The organism is Streptomyces sp. NBC_00464 (assembly GCF_036013915.1).
GTDB lineage: Bacteria > Actinomycetota > Actinomycetes > Streptomycetales > Streptomycetaceae > Streptomyces.
In genome coordinates this window covers 1,704,221-1,721,609 of sequence record NZ_CP107899.1, presented here as the reverse complement: position 1 = coordinate 1,721,609, position 17,389 = coordinate 1,704,221, and the positions used below count along the sequence as shown (strand labels likewise).

12 protein-coding genes are annotated in these 17,389 nt (G+C 70.4%); 7 read left to right on the top strand and 5 right to left on the bottom strand.

What is annotated here, in order from left to right; all coding sequences use genetic code 11:
* Nucleotides 1–152 precede the first annotated feature (152 nt).
* On the bottom strand, nt 153–770 hold the full coding sequence (locus OG912_RS07325) for a YceI family protein (protein WP_327708669.1): 618 nt from the start codon (nt 768–770) through the stop codon (nt 153–155).
* 248 nt (nt 771–1,018) lie between these two features.
* Between OG912_RS07325 and OG912_RS07320 the strand changes: the two genes are divergently transcribed.
* Complete coding sequence (locus tag OG912_RS07320) at nt 1,019–1,540, top strand: hypothetical protein (RefSeq protein ID WP_326738966.1); 522 nt, start codon at nt 1,019–1,021, stop codon at nt 1,538–1,540.
* A gap of 77 nt (nt 1,541–1,617) precedes the next feature.
* On the opposite strand, the gene OG912_RS07315 is transcribed toward OG912_RS07320, so the two are convergent.
* From OG912_RS07315 to OG912_RS07305, 3 genes are read right to left on the bottom strand one after another with little or no spacing between them, the layout of a single operon-like run.
* On the bottom strand, nt 1,618–2,373 hold the full coding sequence (locus tag OG912_RS07315) for a copper homeostasis protein CutC (RefSeq protein ID WP_327708668.1): 756 nt from the start codon (nt 2,371–2,373) through the stop codon (nt 1,618–1,620).
* Nucleotides 2,370–3,893: a M81 family metallopeptidase gene (locus OG912_RS07310; protein WP_327708667.1), complete on the bottom strand. Its 1,524-nt coding sequence runs from the start codon at nt 3,891–3,893 to the stop codon at nt 2,370–2,372. The genes OG912_RS07315 and OG912_RS07310 overlap by 4 nt, the downstream gene beginning before the upstream one ends.
* A gap of 22 nt (nt 3,894–3,915) precedes the next feature.
* Nucleotides 3,916–5,136, bottom strand: a complete 1,221-nt coding sequence (locus tag OG912_RS07305) for an ROK family transcriptional regulator (protein ID WP_327708666.1) — start codon at nt 5,134–5,136, stop codon at nt 3,916–3,918.
* A 287-nt stretch (nt 5,137–5,423) separates the two neighbouring features.
* Between OG912_RS07305 and OG912_RS07300 the strand changes: the two genes are divergently transcribed.
* From OG912_RS07300 to OG912_RS07280, 5 genes are read left to right on the top strand one after another with little or no spacing between them, the layout of a single operon-like run.
* Complete coding sequence (locus tag OG912_RS07300) at nt 5,424–7,241, top strand: peptide ABC transporter substrate-binding protein (protein ID WP_327708665.1); 1,818 nt, start codon at nt 5,424–5,426, stop codon at nt 7,239–7,241.
* A 50-nt stretch (nt 7,242–7,291) separates the two neighbouring features.
* Nucleotides 7,292–8,251, top strand: coding sequence for an ABC transporter permease (locus OG912_RS07295; RefSeq protein ID WP_326738971.1), 960 nt, complete (start codon nt 7,292–7,294; stop codon nt 8,249–8,251).
* Nucleotides 8,248–9,144, top strand: a complete 897-nt coding sequence (locus tag OG912_RS07290) for an ABC transporter permease (RefSeq protein WP_326738972.1) — start codon at nt 8,248–8,250, stop codon at nt 9,142–9,144. Before OG912_RS07295 ends, OG912_RS07290 begins: the two co-directional genes overlap by 4 nt.
* A complete protein-coding gene (locus OG912_RS07285; protein ID WP_327708664.1) occupies nt 9,141–10,850 on the top strand; it encodes an ABC transporter ATP-binding protein in 1,710 nt (569 codons plus the stop codon). Before OG912_RS07290 ends, OG912_RS07285 begins: the two co-directional genes overlap by 4 nt.
* Nucleotides 10,847–11,782 (top strand): ROK family protein, encoded by a 936-nt coding sequence (locus tag OG912_RS07280; protein ID WP_327708663.1) that lies wholly within the window; start codon nt 10,847–10,849, stop codon nt 11,780–11,782. Before OG912_RS07285 ends, OG912_RS07280 begins: the two co-directional genes overlap by 4 nt.
* Before the next feature lie 71 nt (nt 11,783–11,853).
* Here the strand turns inward: OG912_RS07280 and OG912_RS07275 are convergent, their stop codons facing one another.
* Complete coding sequence (locus tag OG912_RS07275) at nt 11,854–13,083, bottom strand: glycoside hydrolase family 64 protein (RefSeq protein ID WP_326738975.1); 1,230 nt, start codon at nt 13,081–13,083, stop codon at nt 11,854–11,856.
* 350 nt (nt 13,084–13,433) lie between these two features.
* Between OG912_RS07275 and OG912_RS07270 the strand changes: the two genes are divergently transcribed.
* Nucleotides 13,434–17,306, top strand: coding sequence for an endo-alpha-N-acetylgalactosaminidase family protein (locus tag OG912_RS07270; RefSeq protein ID WP_327708662.1), 3,873 nt, complete (start codon nt 13,434–13,436; stop codon nt 17,304–17,306).
* Nucleotides 17,307–17,389 lie beyond the last annotated feature (83 nt).

Genomic DNA, 17,389 nt, shown 5'->3' with positions numbered 1-17,389 from the left:
ACCGCGCGGGCGGATCGTGCGCGCCGACCGCGCGGGCGGATCGTGCGCGCTGACCGCCCGGTCCGCCGCGTGGAACGCCCGAGCCGAACATGCCGAGCGCCCGCCGTCCTCCCCGGAAGGGGCGGAAAGCGGGCGCGCTCGGTTCGGGGGGATCAGGCCTGCGGTGCGGCGGCCTTGATCGCGGAGATGTCGAAGTTCAGCTTGACCTTGTCGCTGACCATCACACCGCCGGTCTCCAGCGCCGCGTTCCACGTCAGGCCCCAGTCGGAGCGCAGGATGTCCGCGCTGCCCTCGAAGCCGACGCGCTCGTTGCCGTACACGTCCGTCGCGGAGCCGTTGAACTCCAGGTCGATGGCGAGCGGGCGGGTGACGTCCTTGATGGTGAGGTCGCCGGTGACGCGGTACTTGTCGCCGCCGAGCTGCTCGGCGGACGTCGAGCGGAACGTCATGAGGGGGAACTTCTCGGCGTCGAAGAAGTCGCCGCTGACCAGGTGGCCGTCGCGGTCGGCGATGCCGGTGTCCACGCTGGCGATCTTGACGTCGATCGAGGCGGCGGAGTCGGCCGGGTTGCTGCCGTCCAGCTTCAGGCTGCCCTCGTGCTCACCGAAGGAGCCGCGGACATTGGTGACCATCGCGTGACGGACGGTGAAGCCGATGCTGCTGTGGGCCGGGTCGATCGCGTAGTCGCCGGTGAGGGCGGCCAGGGCCGGGTCGACGGCGACAGCGGTGGCGGCGGGGGCGTCGTTGTTCTTGCGGTTGAACAGAGCCATGGCTCCTCCTCGGGGACGTGATCGAGCGGGGCTCGAAGTAGTTGTTTAACCTTCAACGAGATTCACTGTAGACCCATCTTGTTCAAAGTTCAACATCTACGGTGCCGACTGTTACGGAACGGGGCGCGACGGGGGGCCGGGGGAGGTGCGTGTTCACGTGATCGTCACTGCGGGCCCTCTGGCGGACGCGCGTAGAGCTCGGGCAATATCCTTCCTGCCCCATTGTCATGCATAGGAGGAGTCCCCCCATGGTGTCCCGTATGACGCTGCGCCCCGTCCTGACCGCCCTCGCCCTCGTGCTCGGCGTCCTCTTCGCCCCCGGAATCGGCGTCGTCGCCGGTACGACGGACGCCTACGCCGTCACCAAGCTCACCCACAGCCAGGCGACCGCCAGATTCAGCTCGTCCGGCGTTACCTGGTCGTCCTCCGGCGGCTGCTCCAACCGCAACGTCTCCACCTGCACGTCGTTCGACCAGCTCAACCTGCCGACCGCCCAGGGGGCCCAGACCCTCAAGAGCGCCACGGGCTGCGCGCTCAACATCACCGGCGGCACCGAGACCGGGCACGCCAGTGGTACGTACTCGCACTGGAACGGCTACAAGCTGGACTTCGCCAAGACCACCTGTCTCACCAACTACGTGCACGGCGTGTTCAGTTACATCGGCGTGCGTGGTGACGGCGCACCCCAGTACCAGTCCGGCTCCGGCAACGTCTACGCGGACGAGGGCAACCACTGGGACGTGACGTACTACAACTGCGGCGGCTGCTGACCGCTCCCGCACCCGCGCATGACTGCGCCCCCGCCCAAGTCCCGGGCGGGGGCGCAGTCATGCGCGGGGCGGCGGCGTCAGCCCACCGTCTCCAGTGCCCGTCGCGCCTGGGCGACGACCTCGGGGTCGGTGACGAAGTGGGTGTCCTGCTCGGCCGAGGCTCCGCCCGCGCCGAGCGGTACCCACGTACCGCCGAGCCGGCGCGGCGCGCGGGTCTTGGCGGAGAGGTGGACGGAGGCGACGCCGGCCGAGGCCAGCGCCGGGATGTCGGCGGGGCGCATGCCGCCGCCGGCCATCACCTGCACCCCCGGCGCGGCGGTGACCATCGCGGCGATCGCCGCCAGCCCGTCGGCAGCGGCGGGAGCGCCGCCCGAGGTGAGGACCCGGGTCAGGCCGAGGGAGGGCAGAAGCGCGGCGGTGGCCACCGGGTCGGCGGACTGGTCGATGGCGCGGTGCAGGGTGACATCCACCGGGCGGCCCGCTCCACGGGCCGCGTCGGCGAGGCGGGCGACCGCGGCGGTGTCCAGGGCGCCGTCGGCGGTGAGCGCGCCGATGACCACTCCGGCTGCGCCGGAGGCGATGACGGACCGCACCTCGGCGACCATGAGCGCGACCTCCTCCGCGTCATGGACGAAGTCGCCGGGCCGGCACCTGACCAGCACCTGGACCGGCAGCCCTTCCGCTGTGACCGCCTCGACCAGCGCGGCCGACGGGGTCAGGCCGCCCAGCTCCAGCGCGGTGCAGAGCTCGACCCGGTCGGCGCCGTTCTCCCTGGCGGCGCGGGCGCCCGCCGGTGAGGTGACGGCGATCTCCAGGGCGGGACGCGCGCTCACTCGTCGTCCCCGGTCAGCGGCTGGTCGGAGGCGGGGATGACGCGGGCCGACAGGTCCGGGTCGGCCATCTCGCGGTCGAACGGGAACATCGGGCGGCGGATGCGGTGGTGGCCCAGGCGCACCAGGTCCTGGTCCACACCGCCGGGGGTGAGGGCCATCTTCCAGCCGACCGACATGTCGAAGAGTTCGGGCTCCAGGTAGCCGATCTTCACGATCACGATGTCGGCGCCGCGCGGGTCGAGGCCGAGGTCGGTGAAGTCGTGTTCGTGGTGGTAGGGCTTGCGGAACTCCGTGAGGATCGCGTACACACCGCCCACCCGGATCACGACCTCGGTCCGGGCGTCGCGGTCGCCGTGCCGGACGGAGTGCACCGTGCCGGTCAGGGTGACCGGGCCCGCGTGCCGGTCGTCCACCTCCGCCCCGGCGGTGACCGTCACGGTGGCGCCGACACCGGCGGCGACGGCCGTCGCGACGGCGGCCGGTCCCGGCACCGAGGCGTAGATCACGGTCGGGCCGTCGGCCTCCTTGAACTCCGGGCGGGCCAGCAGCCGGGTCAGCCCCCAGGTCATGTCACCGGAACCTCCCGCGGTCGGGTTGTCCCCGGTGTCGCTGATGAAGTACGGGCGCCGGTCGGAGCCCAGGGCCTCGTCCAGGATGCCGTCGAAGGTGCCGGTCGGGGCGACGAAGTCGAAGTCGTCGCGGGCCTTCCAGAAGCCCTGGGCCAGGCGCTCCGCACCGGCGGACACGGCAGCCCGGTCGGTGCCGGTGACCACCACCGCGGCGCGGTTGCGGGGTTCGTCGGCCCAGGCGTAGCCGACCCAGATGGCGGCGTCGGTCACGCCGTCCATGGCCTCGACGTCGTCCACCGCCGCGTACACGCTCCTGGCGGGCTCGATCCGGGTGGAGGTCTGCTCGCCGGCCAGCAGCACAGGGACCGGCACCCAGGCCTTGACCGGACGGGGCGCCCCGGAGGCCAGCAGCTCCACCAGGTTGCGGACGGCCCGCTCCTTGGTCTCCATGTGGTCCTCGTGCGGGGCCATCCGGTAACAGGTGATCAGGTCGCTGCCGTGGACGAGTTCGCGGGAGACGTTGCCGTGCAGGTCCATCGAGGTGGAGATGATGACGTCGGGACCGACGGTGGCGCGGATGCGTTCCAGCAGGACCACCTCGGCGTCGTCGATGCCCTCCACGGTCATCGCGCCGTGGATGTCGTACCAGAGGCCGTCCGGGCGGGGCAGCGCGGCGAGCCGTTCGATCAGCTCGTCGGTCAGCTCGGTCCAGGCGGCGGCGGTGACGGTGCCGCCCGGCAGCGACTTGCCGACCAGGGCGCCGTGCCAGTCGGCCGCCTCGCGCAGTTCCTCACCGGGGGCCAGGAAGGGGTAGCGGTCCAGCACCTCGGCGCCCCGCGAGGGGTGGAAGGCGGCGGCCGGGGTCCGGGCGGGGGAGAAGGTGGAGGACTCGATGCCGAGCCCTGCGATGACGATGACCGGGCGGGACGCTGCGGTGCGGGATTGCGACATGGCTCCTCGTAGGGGTCGGGCGTCAGAGGTGACGGGGGGCGAGAGTGCCGAACCGGTCGGCTCCGCCCACCTCGTGCAGGGCGCGCGCCAGGGCGCGCTGCAGGGCGAACTGCCCGGCGCCGACCAGTCCGGCGTCGGCGCCGAGCCTGGTCCGCTCGATGGTGAGGTGCTCGGTGACGAGCGGGTGGCAGCTCTCGTAGAGCCGGCTGCGCACAGCGGCGACGAACTGTTCCAGGGTGGAGAGGATGCCGCCGAGGTAGACGGCGTCCGGGTTGAAGAAGTTGACGTTGGCGGCCAGCACCTGGCCCAGGTAGTCGCCGGCCCTGCGGACCGTGCGGGTGGCCAGCGGATCGCCGTCGAGGGCCAGCCGGGCCACGTCCTCGGTGCTGCTCACGTCCACCCCGCGCTCGCGCAGGATGCGGACCAGGGCGGCGCCGGACGCCACGGTTTCCAGACAGCCGGTGTTGCCGCAGGAACAGGGGATACCGGCACCGGCGTCGATCCGGATATGGGTGATGTCCCCCGCGGCGCCGGTCGCGCCGCGGTAGAGGCGCCCCTCGGCCATCACGCCCGCTCCGATCGCGGATCCGATCTTCACCATGATCGTCTGGGCGTGCCCGTCGAGCCGGACGGTGTGTTCGCCGACCGCCATGCAGTTGGCGTCGTTGTCCACGGCCGCCGGAACCCCGAAGCGCTCCTCCAGCCAGGCGGCGACCGGAAAACGGTTCCAGCCGGGCATCCGCGACGGCCGCACGACCGACCCCGAGACGACGTCCACGGGTCCGGGCAGCGAGAGCCCGACCCCGCGCAGGCGGCCGGGTCCGCGCTGTTCCGCCAGCGCCTCCAGGGCTTCGGCCAGCCGGGGCAGGGCCGCCTCGGGCCCGTCGGCGATCAGGAAGGGGACGGTCGAGACGTCGCTCAGGCCGCCGCCCGGAAGCACCACGCCGATCCGGGCGTGCCGGCCACCGAGGTCGGCGGCGACGGCGAACTCGTCACGGCTCCCGATCCTCAGCGCTTTGCGGGGACGCCCACCGGTGGAGGAGTGGGTGCCCTCCTCGGCGACCAGGCCGCGCTCCACCAGGTGCCCCACGGTGAGGGAGACGGTGGAGGCGGCGGCCCCGAGGCGTTCGGCGAGGTCGGTACGTGACGTCGCCTCGCCCGATGCGATGAGTTCCAGGACACGCACGGCAAGGGACGGGGTCCCTTTCGCGGCCTTGCGGTCCCACGCACTTATTCCAGTCATGTACAAAGTTACTTCCGCAACGGGGTATGTGGCGAAGACGATACGCCCGCACTTCGCAGAGGGGAACAGTGTCATGAAGGAAGTGCGTCACCCGTAAAATCCCTTATATCGCCCCAAAGCATCCCAAGTTGTCGGGAGGAATGGGGCGAGAGGACTTTCGTCGAAAGTGCAGTAACTTACTTGTTATTAATTCTTGTTTGTTTCTTCGGCAATGGCGGCGTTAGCTGTCGTGAACGCAGCGCCGACCCCCCTGAGCGGCTGCGGGCCGTTTCACTCCGAGGAGAGTCATGATCGTTACCCGCACGGCGAACAGCCGCCGCTGGGCCCTCGCCGCGGGCGTCGCCACCACGGCGGCCGTGCTGCTGTCCGGCTGTTCCGGCGGGGGTACGACCTCGTCCGGCTCCGGTTCGAAGGACAGCATCAACTACGCGCTGCCGGCGAACTTCACGCCGAACTGGATCCTCCCGGTCGGCACCGCCGAGCACCTGAACACCAACAACTCCTCGATATCCCAGTCCCTCTGGGAGCCGCTGGTCGCGTACGACGGGTCCACCGGCAAGGTCGGCTGGAACAAGGCCAACTCGCTGGCCACCGCCGCCGACTTCGCGAAGGACAGCAAGAGCGTCGCGATCACCCTCGGCGACCGGCACTGGAGCGACGGCGAGAAGATCACCTCGCGCGACGTGCAGTTCTGGTTCAACCTGGTCAAGGCGAACAGGGAGGACTGGGCCAGCTACAGCCCGGGCAAGGCGCCGGACAACTGGACCTCGCTGAAGATCGTGGACGACACGCACTTCACGATCACGTTCGACAAGGCGTACAACACGCAGTGGATGCTCGCCAACGAGCTGAGCATGATCCGCCCGATGCCGCAGCACGTCTGGGGCAAGACGAGCGACGCGGGCAAGGTGTCGGACCTCGACCTCACCACCGAGGGCGCCAAGAAGGTCTGGACGTACCTCAACACGGCCGCCAAGAAGATCTCCGGTTACGCCACCGACCCGCTCTGGAAGACGGTCAGCGGCCCGTACACCATCAAGACGTTCTCGACCGCCGGCAAGGTGCAGCTGTCGGCCAACGCCAAGTACGACGGCGGCGGCAAGGCCAACATCAAGACGGTGAACCTGCTCCCGTTCACCACCGCGGACGCCGAGGAGAACGCACTGCGGGCGGGCACGGTCGACTACGGCTACATCAACGCCACCAACCTCAGCCAGGAAGCGTCCTTCACCGCCAAGGGCTACACCGTCAAGCCGTGGGCCGGCTGGGCGATCACGTACATGCCGTACAACTTCAACAACCCCACCATGGGCCCCGTCTTCAAGCAGCTCTACGCCCGCCAGGCGATCCAGATGTCGGTGGACCAGGCGACCCTCTCCAAGGTGATCTTCAACGGCACCGCCGTCTCCACCTACGGCCCCGTCCCGCAGGGCCAGACCTCCGCCTTCGTCTCCGAGAAGCAGAAGAACAACCCGTACCCCTTCTCCACCGCCAAGGCGAAGAAGCTGCTCACCGACCACGGCTGGACCGAGCAGAGCGGCACCATGGTCTGCACCGACCCGGGCAGCGGCGACAACCAGTGCGGCGCCGGGGTCGACAAGGGCACGAAGTTCCGGATGCAGGTGCTGTCGCAGTCCGGATCGACCGTGACCGACAACCTGATGAGCGCCCTCCAGTCGTCCTTCGCCAAGTCCGGCATCGGCTTCAGCATCAAGACCGCACCGGTCAACTCGGTTCTCGCACAGGCCGGTCAGTGCACCGCCGGCGATTCCGGCTGCAAGTGGCAGCTCTCCTTCTTCGGCAGCGCGGGCAGCTGGTACTTCCCCGCCTACCCGAGCGGTGACTCCCTCTTCGCCACCGGTGGCGCCTCCAACTTCGGCAGCTACTCCAACACAGCCGTGGACAAGCTGATCAGCGAGACCACCACCGACTCCTCCCCCGTCGCCATGCAGAAGTACAGCGCCGCGCTGGCCGAGGACCTTCCGGTCGTCTGGCTGCCGGAACCGGACTACCAGGTCTCCGTGGTCAAGAGCGGCCTCGGCGGCTTCGCCCAGGACTCGCTGGCCAACTTCCACCCCGCCATGTGGAAGTGGACCAACAAGTAAGCCCGGTTGCCGACCATGCGCATCACTGAGCCGAAGCGACCGGAAAACACATGAGCACTTCCTCGTACCTGATCAGGCGGGTCCTCCAGGCACTCGTGGTGATCGTCATCGTGACGATCGTGGTCTTCGGTCTGCTGCACGCCCTGCCCGGGGGTCCCGCACGCGGGATCCTCGGCCCGCAGGCCACCCCGCAGCAGATCACGTCCTTCAACCACGCCCAGGGCCTCGACAAGCCGCTGCCCGTGCAGTACTTCTACTACCTGAACCAGCTGTTGCACGGTGACCTCGGGACCTCGTACACCCTCAACGAGCCGGTGTCCCAGCTCATCACCGAACGGCTGCCGAAGACCCTGCTGCTCACCGTCCTGTCGGCGATCGTCGGCCTGGTGCTGGCGATCCCGCTGGGCATGTGGCAGGCCATGCGGCGCAACAAGCCGGCGGACTACGTCATCACCACGCTGAGCTTCATCGCCTACTCCACGCCCGTGTACTTCCTCGGGCTGGTTCTGGTGCTGGTGTTCAGCCAGGTGCTGCCGTGGTTCCCCTCCCAGGCACCGCAGGGCGACACGCTCGCCCAGGTGATCTCCGATCCGCAGGCACTGGTCCTGCCGGTGGTCGCGGGCGCCGCCTCGATGATCGCGGTGTTCAGCCGCTACATGCGGGCGGCCACCCTGGAGAACCTCTCCGAGGACTACGTCAGGACGGCGCGGGCCGGCGGTTCCCGCTCCCGCGCCATCCTGTGGCGGCATGTGTTCCGCAACTCGCTGACGCCGGTGGTCGCCATGCTCGGGTACTACGTGCCGGTGCTGTTCGGCGGTGCGCTGGTGGTCGAGCAGCTCTTCAACTACCCCGGTATGGGACTGCTGTTCTGGACCGCCGCCCAGTCCTCCGACTATCCGGTGCTCCTGGGCTGCGTGCTCGTCATCGCGGTCGCCACGGTGACCGGCACGCTCCTCGCCGACATCGTCCAGCGTGTCATCGACCCCCGAGTGAAGGCAGGCCGGGCATGAGCGCCGTCATCCAGCCGGGCCAGGTGTCCGGCACGGCCACCGCAGTCACGGCGTCGGGCTCCCGCCTCGCCGTCCGCCGCTTCCGACGCAACAGGCTCGCCGTGGTCGGGCTCGGTGTCGTGGCCTTCTTCTTCCTGTTCTGCTTCGTCGGTCCGCTGGTGTACTCCACCGACCAGACCCACACGATGCTCGAACAGGTCAACCTCGCGCCCAGCGGATCGCACTGGCTGGGCACCGACGCCGTCGGCCACGACGTACTGGGCCGGCTCATGTACGGCGGCAAGGTGTCGCTGATCGTCGGTCTTGCCGCAGGTGTCCTCGCCACCGTCATCGGCACCCTGTGGGGTGCGGTCGCCGGCTACGCGGGCGGCTGGGTCGACGCGGTGATGATGCGGGTCGTGGACGCGGGGATCGCCATCCCGGCGCTCTTCATCCTGCTGGTGGTCTCGGCGATCACCACCCCGGACCTGACGGGAATGATCGTCATCCTGGGCTTCGTCTCCTGGCTGGTGCCGTCGCGGCTGATCAGGGCGGAGACGCTGAGTCTGAAGAACCGCGACTACGTGCTGACGCTCCGGGCGATCGGCGGGACACACGGCCGGGCGATCATCCGGCACATCCTGCCGAACTCGGTCTCGACCATCATCGTCGCGGCCACCTTCCAGATCGCCGACGCCATCCTGCTCATCGCCTATGTCTCCTACCTGGGCCTGGGCGTCCAGCCGCCGGCCACCGACTGGGGCGGCATGCTGTCGGCCGGTCTCACCGCCGCGTACTCCGGCTACTGGTGGCTCATCGTGCCGCCCGGCCTGGCCATCATCCTGGTGGTGTGGGCGTTCAACGCGATCGGGGACGGGCTCCGCGACGCATTCGACGTGAGGGGACGCGGATGACCGTCACCAAGAGCCCCGCCGCACCGCAGGCCGGGCCGATTCTCGAACTCGACGACCTCGGCGTCGTCTTCACCACCGAGACCGGTGAGGTGCCGGCCGTGCGGGGTGTCTCCCTGCACGTCGAACCCGGCGAGACGCTCGCCCTCGTCGGCGAGTCGGGCTCCGGCAAGTCCACCATCGCGCTGGCCGCCATGGGCCTGCTGACCGGCAACGCCCGTGCCACCGGCAGCGCCGTCATCGCGGGCACCCAGGTGGTCGGCGCCCGCGAGAGCGACCTCGCGTCGCTGCGCGGCCGGACCGCCTCCATGGTGTTCCAGGAGCCGGCCACCGCGCTGGATCCGCTGACCAGGGTCGGCAGGCAGATCGCCGAGGTGATCCGCAACCACCGCGAGATCTCCGCCAAGGACGCCGCCGCCGAGGCCGTCGCGCTCCTGCGCAAGGTCGGCATACCCGAACCGGAGAAGCGGGCCACGGCCTACCCCTTCCAGCTCTCCGGCGGGCAGCGCCAGCGCGTGGTCATCGCGATGGCCATCGCCAACAACCCCGCCCTGCTGATCGCCGACGAGCCGACCACCGCGCTGGACGTCACGGTGCAGGCCGAGATCCTCGACCTGCTGCGCCGGCTCGCCGCCGAGACCGGCACCGGCGTCCTGCTGGTCACCCACAACATGGGCGTCGTCGCCGACTTCGCCGACCGGGTCGCCGTGATGTACCACGGCGAGATCGTGGAGACCGGACCGGTCGAGGACGTGCTCCTGCGCCCGTCCCACGACTACACCCGCCGTCTGCTGGCCGCCGTGCCCCGGCTGTCGGTGGCCGAGGCGGGCCAGACGGCCCCGGTCGCCTCCGCCGTGGACCAGGACACCGAGCCGGTGGCCGAACTCCGCGACGTCTCCGTGGTCTTCGGCCGCGGCAAGAGCGCCGTGCGGGCGCTGGACGGTGTCTCCCTCGCCGTGTACGCCGGCCAGACCCTGGGTCTGGTGGGCGAGTCGGGTTCCGGCAAGTCCACCGCCTCCCGGGTCGCGCTCGGTCTGATCGCGCCGAGTTCCGGCACGGTCTCCCTGTTCGGCACCGACCTGGGGAGCGTCCGCTCCCGGGCGCGCCGGGCGCTGCGGGCCGGCATCGGCGTGGTCCTCCAGGACCCGGTCGCCTCGCTGGACGCCCGGATGACGGTCGGCGAGTGCGTCGCCGAGCCGCTCAGGGTCCACCGCCGGGGCCTGACCGCCAAGGACCGCCGGAACAAGGTGGCCGCCATCCTCGACCGCGTCCGGCTGCCGCGCGAGGTCGCGGACCGGGCACCGCGGGAGCTGTCCGGCGGCCAGCGCCAGCGGGTGAGCCTGGCCCGTGCGCTGGTCCTGGAGCCCCGGCTGCTGGTCGCCGACGAACCCACCAGCGCGCTCGACGTGAGTGTGCAGCAGGCGGTACTGGAAGTGATCTCCGAGCTCCAGGACGAGCTGGGCTTCGCCTGCCTCTTCGTCTCCCACGACCTGGCCGTCGTCCAGCACTTCGCGCAGCGCGTCGTGGTGCTGCGGGGCGGCCGGATCCAGGAGCAGGGCCCCACCGGGGCGACCCTCCTGCACCCGGAGACCGACTACACGCGCGGCCTGCTGGCCGCCGTACCCGTGCCGGACCCGGTGATCCAGCGCGGCCGCAGGGCCGAGCGCCTGGCCGCCCTCGCGGCCGTCCGGACGGAGGTCCAGGCATGAACCCGCACGACCGCAGGCTCTTCGCCGGCGTGGACATCGGCGGCACCACCACGCAGGTGGTCCTGTGCGACGACGACCTGACCGTACTCAACCGCGCCGAGACGGCGACTCCGGCGGCTCACGGCGGCCCGGCCATGATCGGCGCGGCCCTGGACGCGCTGGCCCCGTTGCTGGAGCGCACCCCGGGCCGGCTCGCCGGGTGCGGGGTCGGCGCCGCCGGCGTCGTGGACTCCGCCACCGGTCACATCCTGGTGGCCAGCGACTCCTTCACCGGCTGGGCCGGTTTCGGAGTGACGGACGCCGTCGAGGGCGCGCTGGGAGTCCCGGCCTTCCTGGACAACGACGTCAACGCCTTCCTGTACGGGGAGACGTCGGGCGGCGCGGTCCGGGACGAGCCGGACGTCCTCGGGATCACCCTCGGCACCGGTGTCGGCGGCGCGTTGTGGAGCGCCGGCGCGCTGTTCACCGGCCCGCACGGCGCGGCCGGCGAGATCGGGCACATCCCCGGCTTCGGTGACCTGCTCTGCTCGTGCGGCGGGCGCGGGCATCTGGAGACCCTGGCCTCCGGCCGCTCCATCGGCGCCCGCTACGCGGAGCGCACCGGCCGGCGGCTCACCGCCCGCGAGGTCGCGGGGGCGGCGGAGCGCGGTGACGAGGACGCCCTCGCGGTGTACCGGGCCGCCGGTGCCGGCATCGCACGGGCGATCGTGATGACGGCGGGCGTCGTCGACATCACGACGGTGGTCGTGGGCGGCGGGGTCAGCCACGCGTGGCCGCTGCTGAGCCCGATCATCCTCGCGTCGCTGGCCGCCGATCCGCCGGTGAGCGGTCATCCCGTCCGGCTGGTCAGGTCCGGCCTGGGCGCCGACGCCGTACCGGTCGGCGCCGCGGCACGGGCGCGGCAGGAACTCGGAGTGTGTTCCCCGGTCTGATACCTCTCCCCGACATGGGTGTGCCCCCGTCCCGGAACCCACGGACGGGGGCACACCCATGTCCCGGAGGCTCAGGACCCCACGGTCACCGTGAACCGCCGCGGGTTGCCGTCGTTCGCGGCGCCCGAGACGTCCGGCTCCCCGTCGGGGCGTACGTCGTCGTACGGGAAGGCGTAGCCGATCGGGCTGTTGGCGTGGACGATGCGCGACCAGTGGTTGGTCACCGCGCCCCGGTAGTAGTCGGCCACCGTGGTGCCGTTGGGCTGGTCGGGGTGGCTGAGCATGATCGAGCGGTTGAAACCGGCCGCGAGCCGGGCCAGCAGGCCCTTCTTGTCGTCGGAGTCCGCCGGGTTGTTGGTGAACGGCCCGTGGTTGCAGGTGAAGATGTCCTTGGAGACGGGCTTGATGAAGGTGTGACCGCCGTTGAAGGTCAGCGTGTCGCCGCTGACCCGCCCGGTGAAGACGCCGCGTCCGCCCTGGAGGTCGATCCGCAGATCGGTCGAGCGGTACTTCTCCCAGACCTCGTCGATCTGCGCGGTGAACAGATCGCGGAACGGCATCTGGTCCGGCCGGTCGAAGAACGGGGCCATCAGGTTCTGCGGCGAGATGACCCGCAGCACGCTGCCGTCCGAGCCGCGTGTGACCAGCTGGTCCCACGGCTGCCCGTCGGCGGCGGCCTGGGCGGTGAGGCCGTCGGCGATCTTCTGTACGGCACCGTCCGGGAGCGGGGCCACCGTGTGCGTGGTGTCGCCCTCCAGCTTCAGGCCGATCGGCAGCGCCGTCACCAGGTCGACGTAGCTGATGTTCGCGTACAGCTGCTGCGGGTTGAAGGTGAACTCGCAGAACGACCAGGTACGCCCGTAGTTCGCGTCCGTGGACGTGGCGAAGGCCGGCTCGACCAGCGAGGGGCCCGGATTGAGGTAGAAGTCCAGGGTGTCGTCACGGACGAAGTAGACCCGGGCCCCGTACATCTGCGGGAGCGTCAGGACGACCGGTGCGCCGCCCGCCGCGTTCAGCGGGATGGCGCAGTCGACCGGCAAGGGGGTCTGCGGCGCGGCGGGGGAGTCGGGGCGGTAGACGCTGCCGTCCGGCCGCAGCAGCACCCAGCGGTCGGTGCCCTGCTCGTGGCCGGTGACGTAGGCGTTGACCCGGCCGGGCAGGGACTTGTTCTCCAGGGCCAGTTCGCAGGTCGCTGCGGACGCCGACGCGCTCGGGCTCAGCGCGCTTCCCCAGAGGGGGTAGGTGAGTGCCGTCGCTGAGGCGGCGACGCCGCCGCCGAGGAACATTCTGCGCGAAATCATGAGGCGACTCCGGGTGCGTGGGGGGGTCGCGGACGGGGCGGTCGTGCGGGGGGATGGAACGGAGGCGTCCGCGGTGCGCACCACTCTCGCGACGGCCGGTGCAGTCGTCAAGACTTGCGACTGAGAGCGCTCTCAAAAGAAGGAAGTCTTCACAACTCGACGCAGGTGAACGGTATTTGCCGGGGTGGTCGGCGAGCCCCCCGAGTTTCCGTGATCAGGACCTGAACGCGGCAACTGCGATGACCTGCACACTCCCCACTTGGACTTACGCAGCACGGTTGTTGGACTGGAGAGGCCCTCGGGGCCGTACGTCGTTGACGCTGTCCCGACACGGCGACTACGCAGAGCACATGTCGCCAAGATTTACTTCGGTGGGCGCCGCAGCCGCCGCCTCAGCAGCCGTCCTGGCTCTGGTGGGGACCGCCCTCCCCGCCTCAGCCGCCGCCCCCGCCTCAGCCGCGGCCGAATCCGCCGTTCCGGCGGACGCGCCCGTCATCGGATCGGCGCAGCTCGCCGTCGCCGTCGCCGACGACTTCCCGCGCGTCCTCGCATACACCGACCGTGCCACCGGGGCCCAGCTGTCCGGCAGCACCCGGCCCGTCACCGCCGTGACCCTCAACGGCACCGCCCACCCGGTGCAGCTCAAGGGCGCCCCCGAGATCACCGCGTCGGCCGCCCGCTACACGCTCGTCTTCGCGGATCTGCCCGGCGTCGAGATCGACGCCTCGCTCTCCGTCTCCGGACGCGCCACCACCTTCAAGGTGACCGCCGTCCGCGACACCGAGGCGTTCCGGGTCGGCACGATCGACATCCCGGGCCACGACCTCGTCTCCGTCGCGAGCACCGACACCGGAGCCGCGACCGCCTTCACGAAGCTCGACCCCGACTCGACGAAGACCGCCGACGTCTTCGCGAAGGTCACCGACGCCACCAAGGCCGACGCCGCGCCGGTCGGCGGCACCTACGCGTTTCTCAACACCGGATCGCTCGCGGCCGCCGTCGAGTCCAACTCCTCGTACGACAAGCCCTCCGGCGCCACCGGCGGCGACGACGCCCGCTTCTGGCACCAGGCCCGCAAGGACGACGACGGCTCCACCCGGGTCGGCGTCTGGTCCGGTCAGTGGACCTACCGCGGCGACGGCGCACCGAAGCCGGAGAGCGGTGACAACCTGCCCTGGGCGAAGGTCGTCGTCACCCCCGACGCCAACGGCGACAAGAGCGTCGACTGGCAGGACGGCGCCGTCGCCTTCCGCTCCATCGGTGTGGTCGCCCCGGGCAGCAAGGACACCGCGGACCGGGTCGTCACCCACATCCCGTTCAACTTCGCCAGCCAGGCCACGCATCCCTTCCTGCGCACCCTCGACGACGTCAAGCGGATCTCCCTCTCCACGGACGGCCTCGGCCAGCTCGCGCTGCTCAAGGGGTACGCCTCCGAGGGCCACGACTCCGCCCACCCCGACTACGGCGGCAACTACAACAAGCGCGCCGGCGGGCTGAAGGACCTCAACGAGCTCCTGAAGGACGGCAAGAAGTGGGGCGCCACCTTCGGCGTCCACGTCAACGCCACCGAGGCCTACCCGGAGGCGAAGGCCTTCGACGAGAACCTCGTCGACAAGACGAAGCCCGGCTGGAACTGGCTCAACCAGAGCTACTACATCGACCAGCGCCGCGACATCAACAGCGGTGACCTGGCCAAGCGCTTCCAGCAGCTGCGGGACGAGACGAACAGCAACCTCAGCATGCTGTACATCGACGTCTATTACACGCACGGCTGGATCGCCGACAAGACCCTCCAGTCCCTCCAGAAGCAGGGCTGGAACGTCTCCAGCGAGTGGGCCGACAAGTTCGAGCGCGGCTCGCTCTGGTCGCACTGGGCCAATGACCTCGACTACGGCGGCGCCACCAACAAGGGCCTCAACTCGAAGATCATCCGGTTCATCCGCAACGACGAGAAGGACGTCTGGAACAACGACCCGGTCCTCGGCCAGACCGCCATCGACGAGTTCGAGGGCTGGACCGGCGAGACCGACTGGAACTCCTTCTCCGACAACATCTGGCAGCGCAACCTGCCCGCCAAGTACCTCCAGCACCAGAAGATCACCCGCTGGGACGGCAATGACATCACCCTCACCGGTGGGGTGAGCGGCACGGTCGAGGACGGGAAGCGCACCTTCTACGACCACGGCCGCAAGGTGCTCAGCGGCACGGACTACCTGCTGCCGTGGGACGGCGGCAAGAAGCTGTACCACTACAGCCGGTCCGGTGGTACGAGCAGCTGGGCGGTGCCCTCCAAGGGCGCGTACACCGTCTACAAACTCACCGACAACGGCCGGGTCAAGACCGGCACGGTCCGTCCCGTCGACGGGAAGATCACGCTGACGGCCGAGGCCGGACAGCCGTACGTCCTCTACCCGGACAAGGCGCCGAAGGCCGCCGACGCCGAGTGGGGCGAGGGCACCCTCGTCGACGACCCCGGCTTCAACGACAACAAGCTGTCCGACTGGTCGAGGACCGGCACCGCCGTCCGTGACACCGACAGCCAGGGCCGCAACAGCGCGAAGCTGTCCGGCACAGGCAAGGCCGCGCTCTCCCAGAGCATCGGCGGACTGAAGCCCGGCGCGCGCTACACCGCGTCCGCCCTCATCGAGGTCCAGCCCGGCAAGACCCGGCACACCGTCCTGTCGGCCGGCGGGAAGTCCGTCACCGTGGACCGCTCCACCGCCAAGGACTACGTCGCCGCGTCCGACTGGCACGGCACGTACTTCCAGCGGGCGAAGGTGAACTTCACCGCTCCGGCCAACGGGCGCACCACCCTGCGCATCGAGGCGGCCGGCGGCAGCGCGGCGGCCGTCCGCGCCGACGACGTACGCATCGTCGCCAACGCCCCCGCCACCAAGAAGAACACCGTCGTCCACGAGGACTTCGAGGACGTCGACCAGGGCTGGGGCCCCTTCCTCAAGGGTGACGCGGGCGGCTCCACCGACCCCCGCACCAGCGTCTCCCAGCTGCACGCCCCGTACACCCAGGCCGGCTGGAACGGGAAGCTCATCGACGACGTGCTCGGCGGCAAGGAGTCCCTCAAGGCCCACGAGGAGAACACCGGCATCGTCTACCGGACCGCTCCCTGGACCGTCCCGATGACGGACGGCCACCGCTACAAGGTCGAGTACGACTACCAGTCCAGCCACGCAGGCGCCTACGAATGGGTCGACGGCTACGACCGGATCACCGCGGACGGTGAGCCCGACACGGTCGGGACCCGGACCACCGCGATCGGCGCGCAGCACACCACCGCTCACTTCAGCGAGACCGTCACGGCGGGCTGCGGCGACACCTGGACCGGGCTGCGCAAGCGCGGCGACGCCCCGGAGGGTGCCGACTTCGTCCTCGACGGCTTCACCGTGACCGACCTGGGCGCCGCCCCGGCCGGTGAGCAGGCCGCCTGCGGCACGCTCACCCTCGACCCGGCCGCCGAGACCCTGGAGCCGGGCACGGCCAACACCGTGAAGGCGAGCTTCACCAACTACGAGGCCACCGCCGCCACCGCGGTCTCGGTGAACCTCACCCTCCCCGAGGGCTGGAAGGCCGAGCCCGCGGACGCCGTCACCTTCGACTCGGTCGCGGCCGGCGCGAAGGTCACCGCGAGCTGGCAGGTCACCCCGCCGGTGGACGCCAAGTACCAGGCGTACCCGCTGAGTTCCGAGGCCAGGTACACGGTCGGCGGTGCGCAGCGGACGCTCGGCGCGCAGACGTCCGTACGGACCCTGCCGCCGCCGCCCACCACGGACAGCTGGGCCAGCGACCTCGACTGGACGGCCACCGAGAACGGCTGGGGACCGGTCGAGCGCGACCTCTCCAACGGCGAGACCGGCACCGGCGACGGCACCGCGCTGACCATCGGCGGAACGGTGTACGAGAAGGGCCTCGGCAGCCACGCACCGGCGAAGGTCCGCTACTACCTGGGCGGCAAGTGCACCTCCTTCACCGCCGAGGTGGGCGTGGACGACGTCCAGAAGAGTGCGGGCAGCGTGCAGTTCTCCGTGACGGCCGACGGCACCGAGAAGGTGAAGTCGCCGGTCCTCAAGGCCGCCGACACCGCCTGGTCACTGACGGCGGACGTCACCGGCGCGAAGTACGTCGAGCTGATCGCCGGTGACGGCGGCGACGGCAACGGCAACGACCACGCCGACTGGGGCGGCGCCCGCTTCCACTGCGGAAGCTGAACCGCGCCATGAGGGGAAGGGGCGGGCCGTCATCGGCCCGCCCCTTCCCCGTCGGGGCGGGCCGTCATCGTCCGCCCTCTTCC

Coding starts and splice junctions, on each gene's coding strand:
- OG912_RS07310 (WP_327708667.1), bottom strand. CDS start 3,893: ATGTCGCAATCCCGCACCGCAGCGTCCCGCCCGGTCATCGTCATCGCA.
- OG912_RS07295 (WP_326738971.1), top strand. CDS start 7,292: ATGAGCACTTCCTCGTACCTGATCAGGCGGGTCCTCCAGGCACTCGTG.
- OG912_RS07275 (WP_326738975.1), bottom strand. CDS start 13,083: ATGATTTCGCGCAGAATGTTCCTCGGCGGCGGCGTCGCCGCCTCAGCG.
- OG912_RS07325 (WP_327708669.1), bottom strand. CDS start 770: ATGGCTCTGTTCAACCGCAAGAACAACGACGCCCCCGCCGCCACCGCT.
- OG912_RS07270 (WP_327708662.1), top strand. CDS start 13,434: ATGTCGCCAAGATTTACTTCGGTGGGCGCCGCAGCCGCCGCCTCAGCA.
- OG912_RS07285 (WP_327708664.1), top strand. CDS start 9,141: ATGACCGTCACCAAGAGCCCCGCCGCACCGCAGGCCGGGCCGATTCTC.
- OG912_RS07300 (WP_327708665.1), top strand. CDS start 5,424: ATGATCGTTACCCGCACGGCGAACAGCCGCCGCTGGGCCCTCGCCGCG.
- OG912_RS07280 (WP_327708663.1), top strand. CDS start 10,847: ATGAACCCGCACGACCGCAGGCTCTTCGCCGGCGTGGACATCGGCGGC.
- OG912_RS07320 (WP_326738966.1), top strand. CDS start 1,019: ATGGTGTCCCGTATGACGCTGCGCCCCGTCCTGACCGCCCTCGCCCTC.
- OG912_RS07305 (WP_327708666.1), bottom strand. CDS start 5,136: ATGACTGGAATAAGTGCGTGGGACCGCAAGGCCGCGAAAGGGACCCCG.
- OG912_RS07290 (WP_326738972.1), top strand. CDS start 8,248: ATGAGCGCCGTCATCCAGCCGGGCCAGGTGTCCGGCACGGCCACCGCA.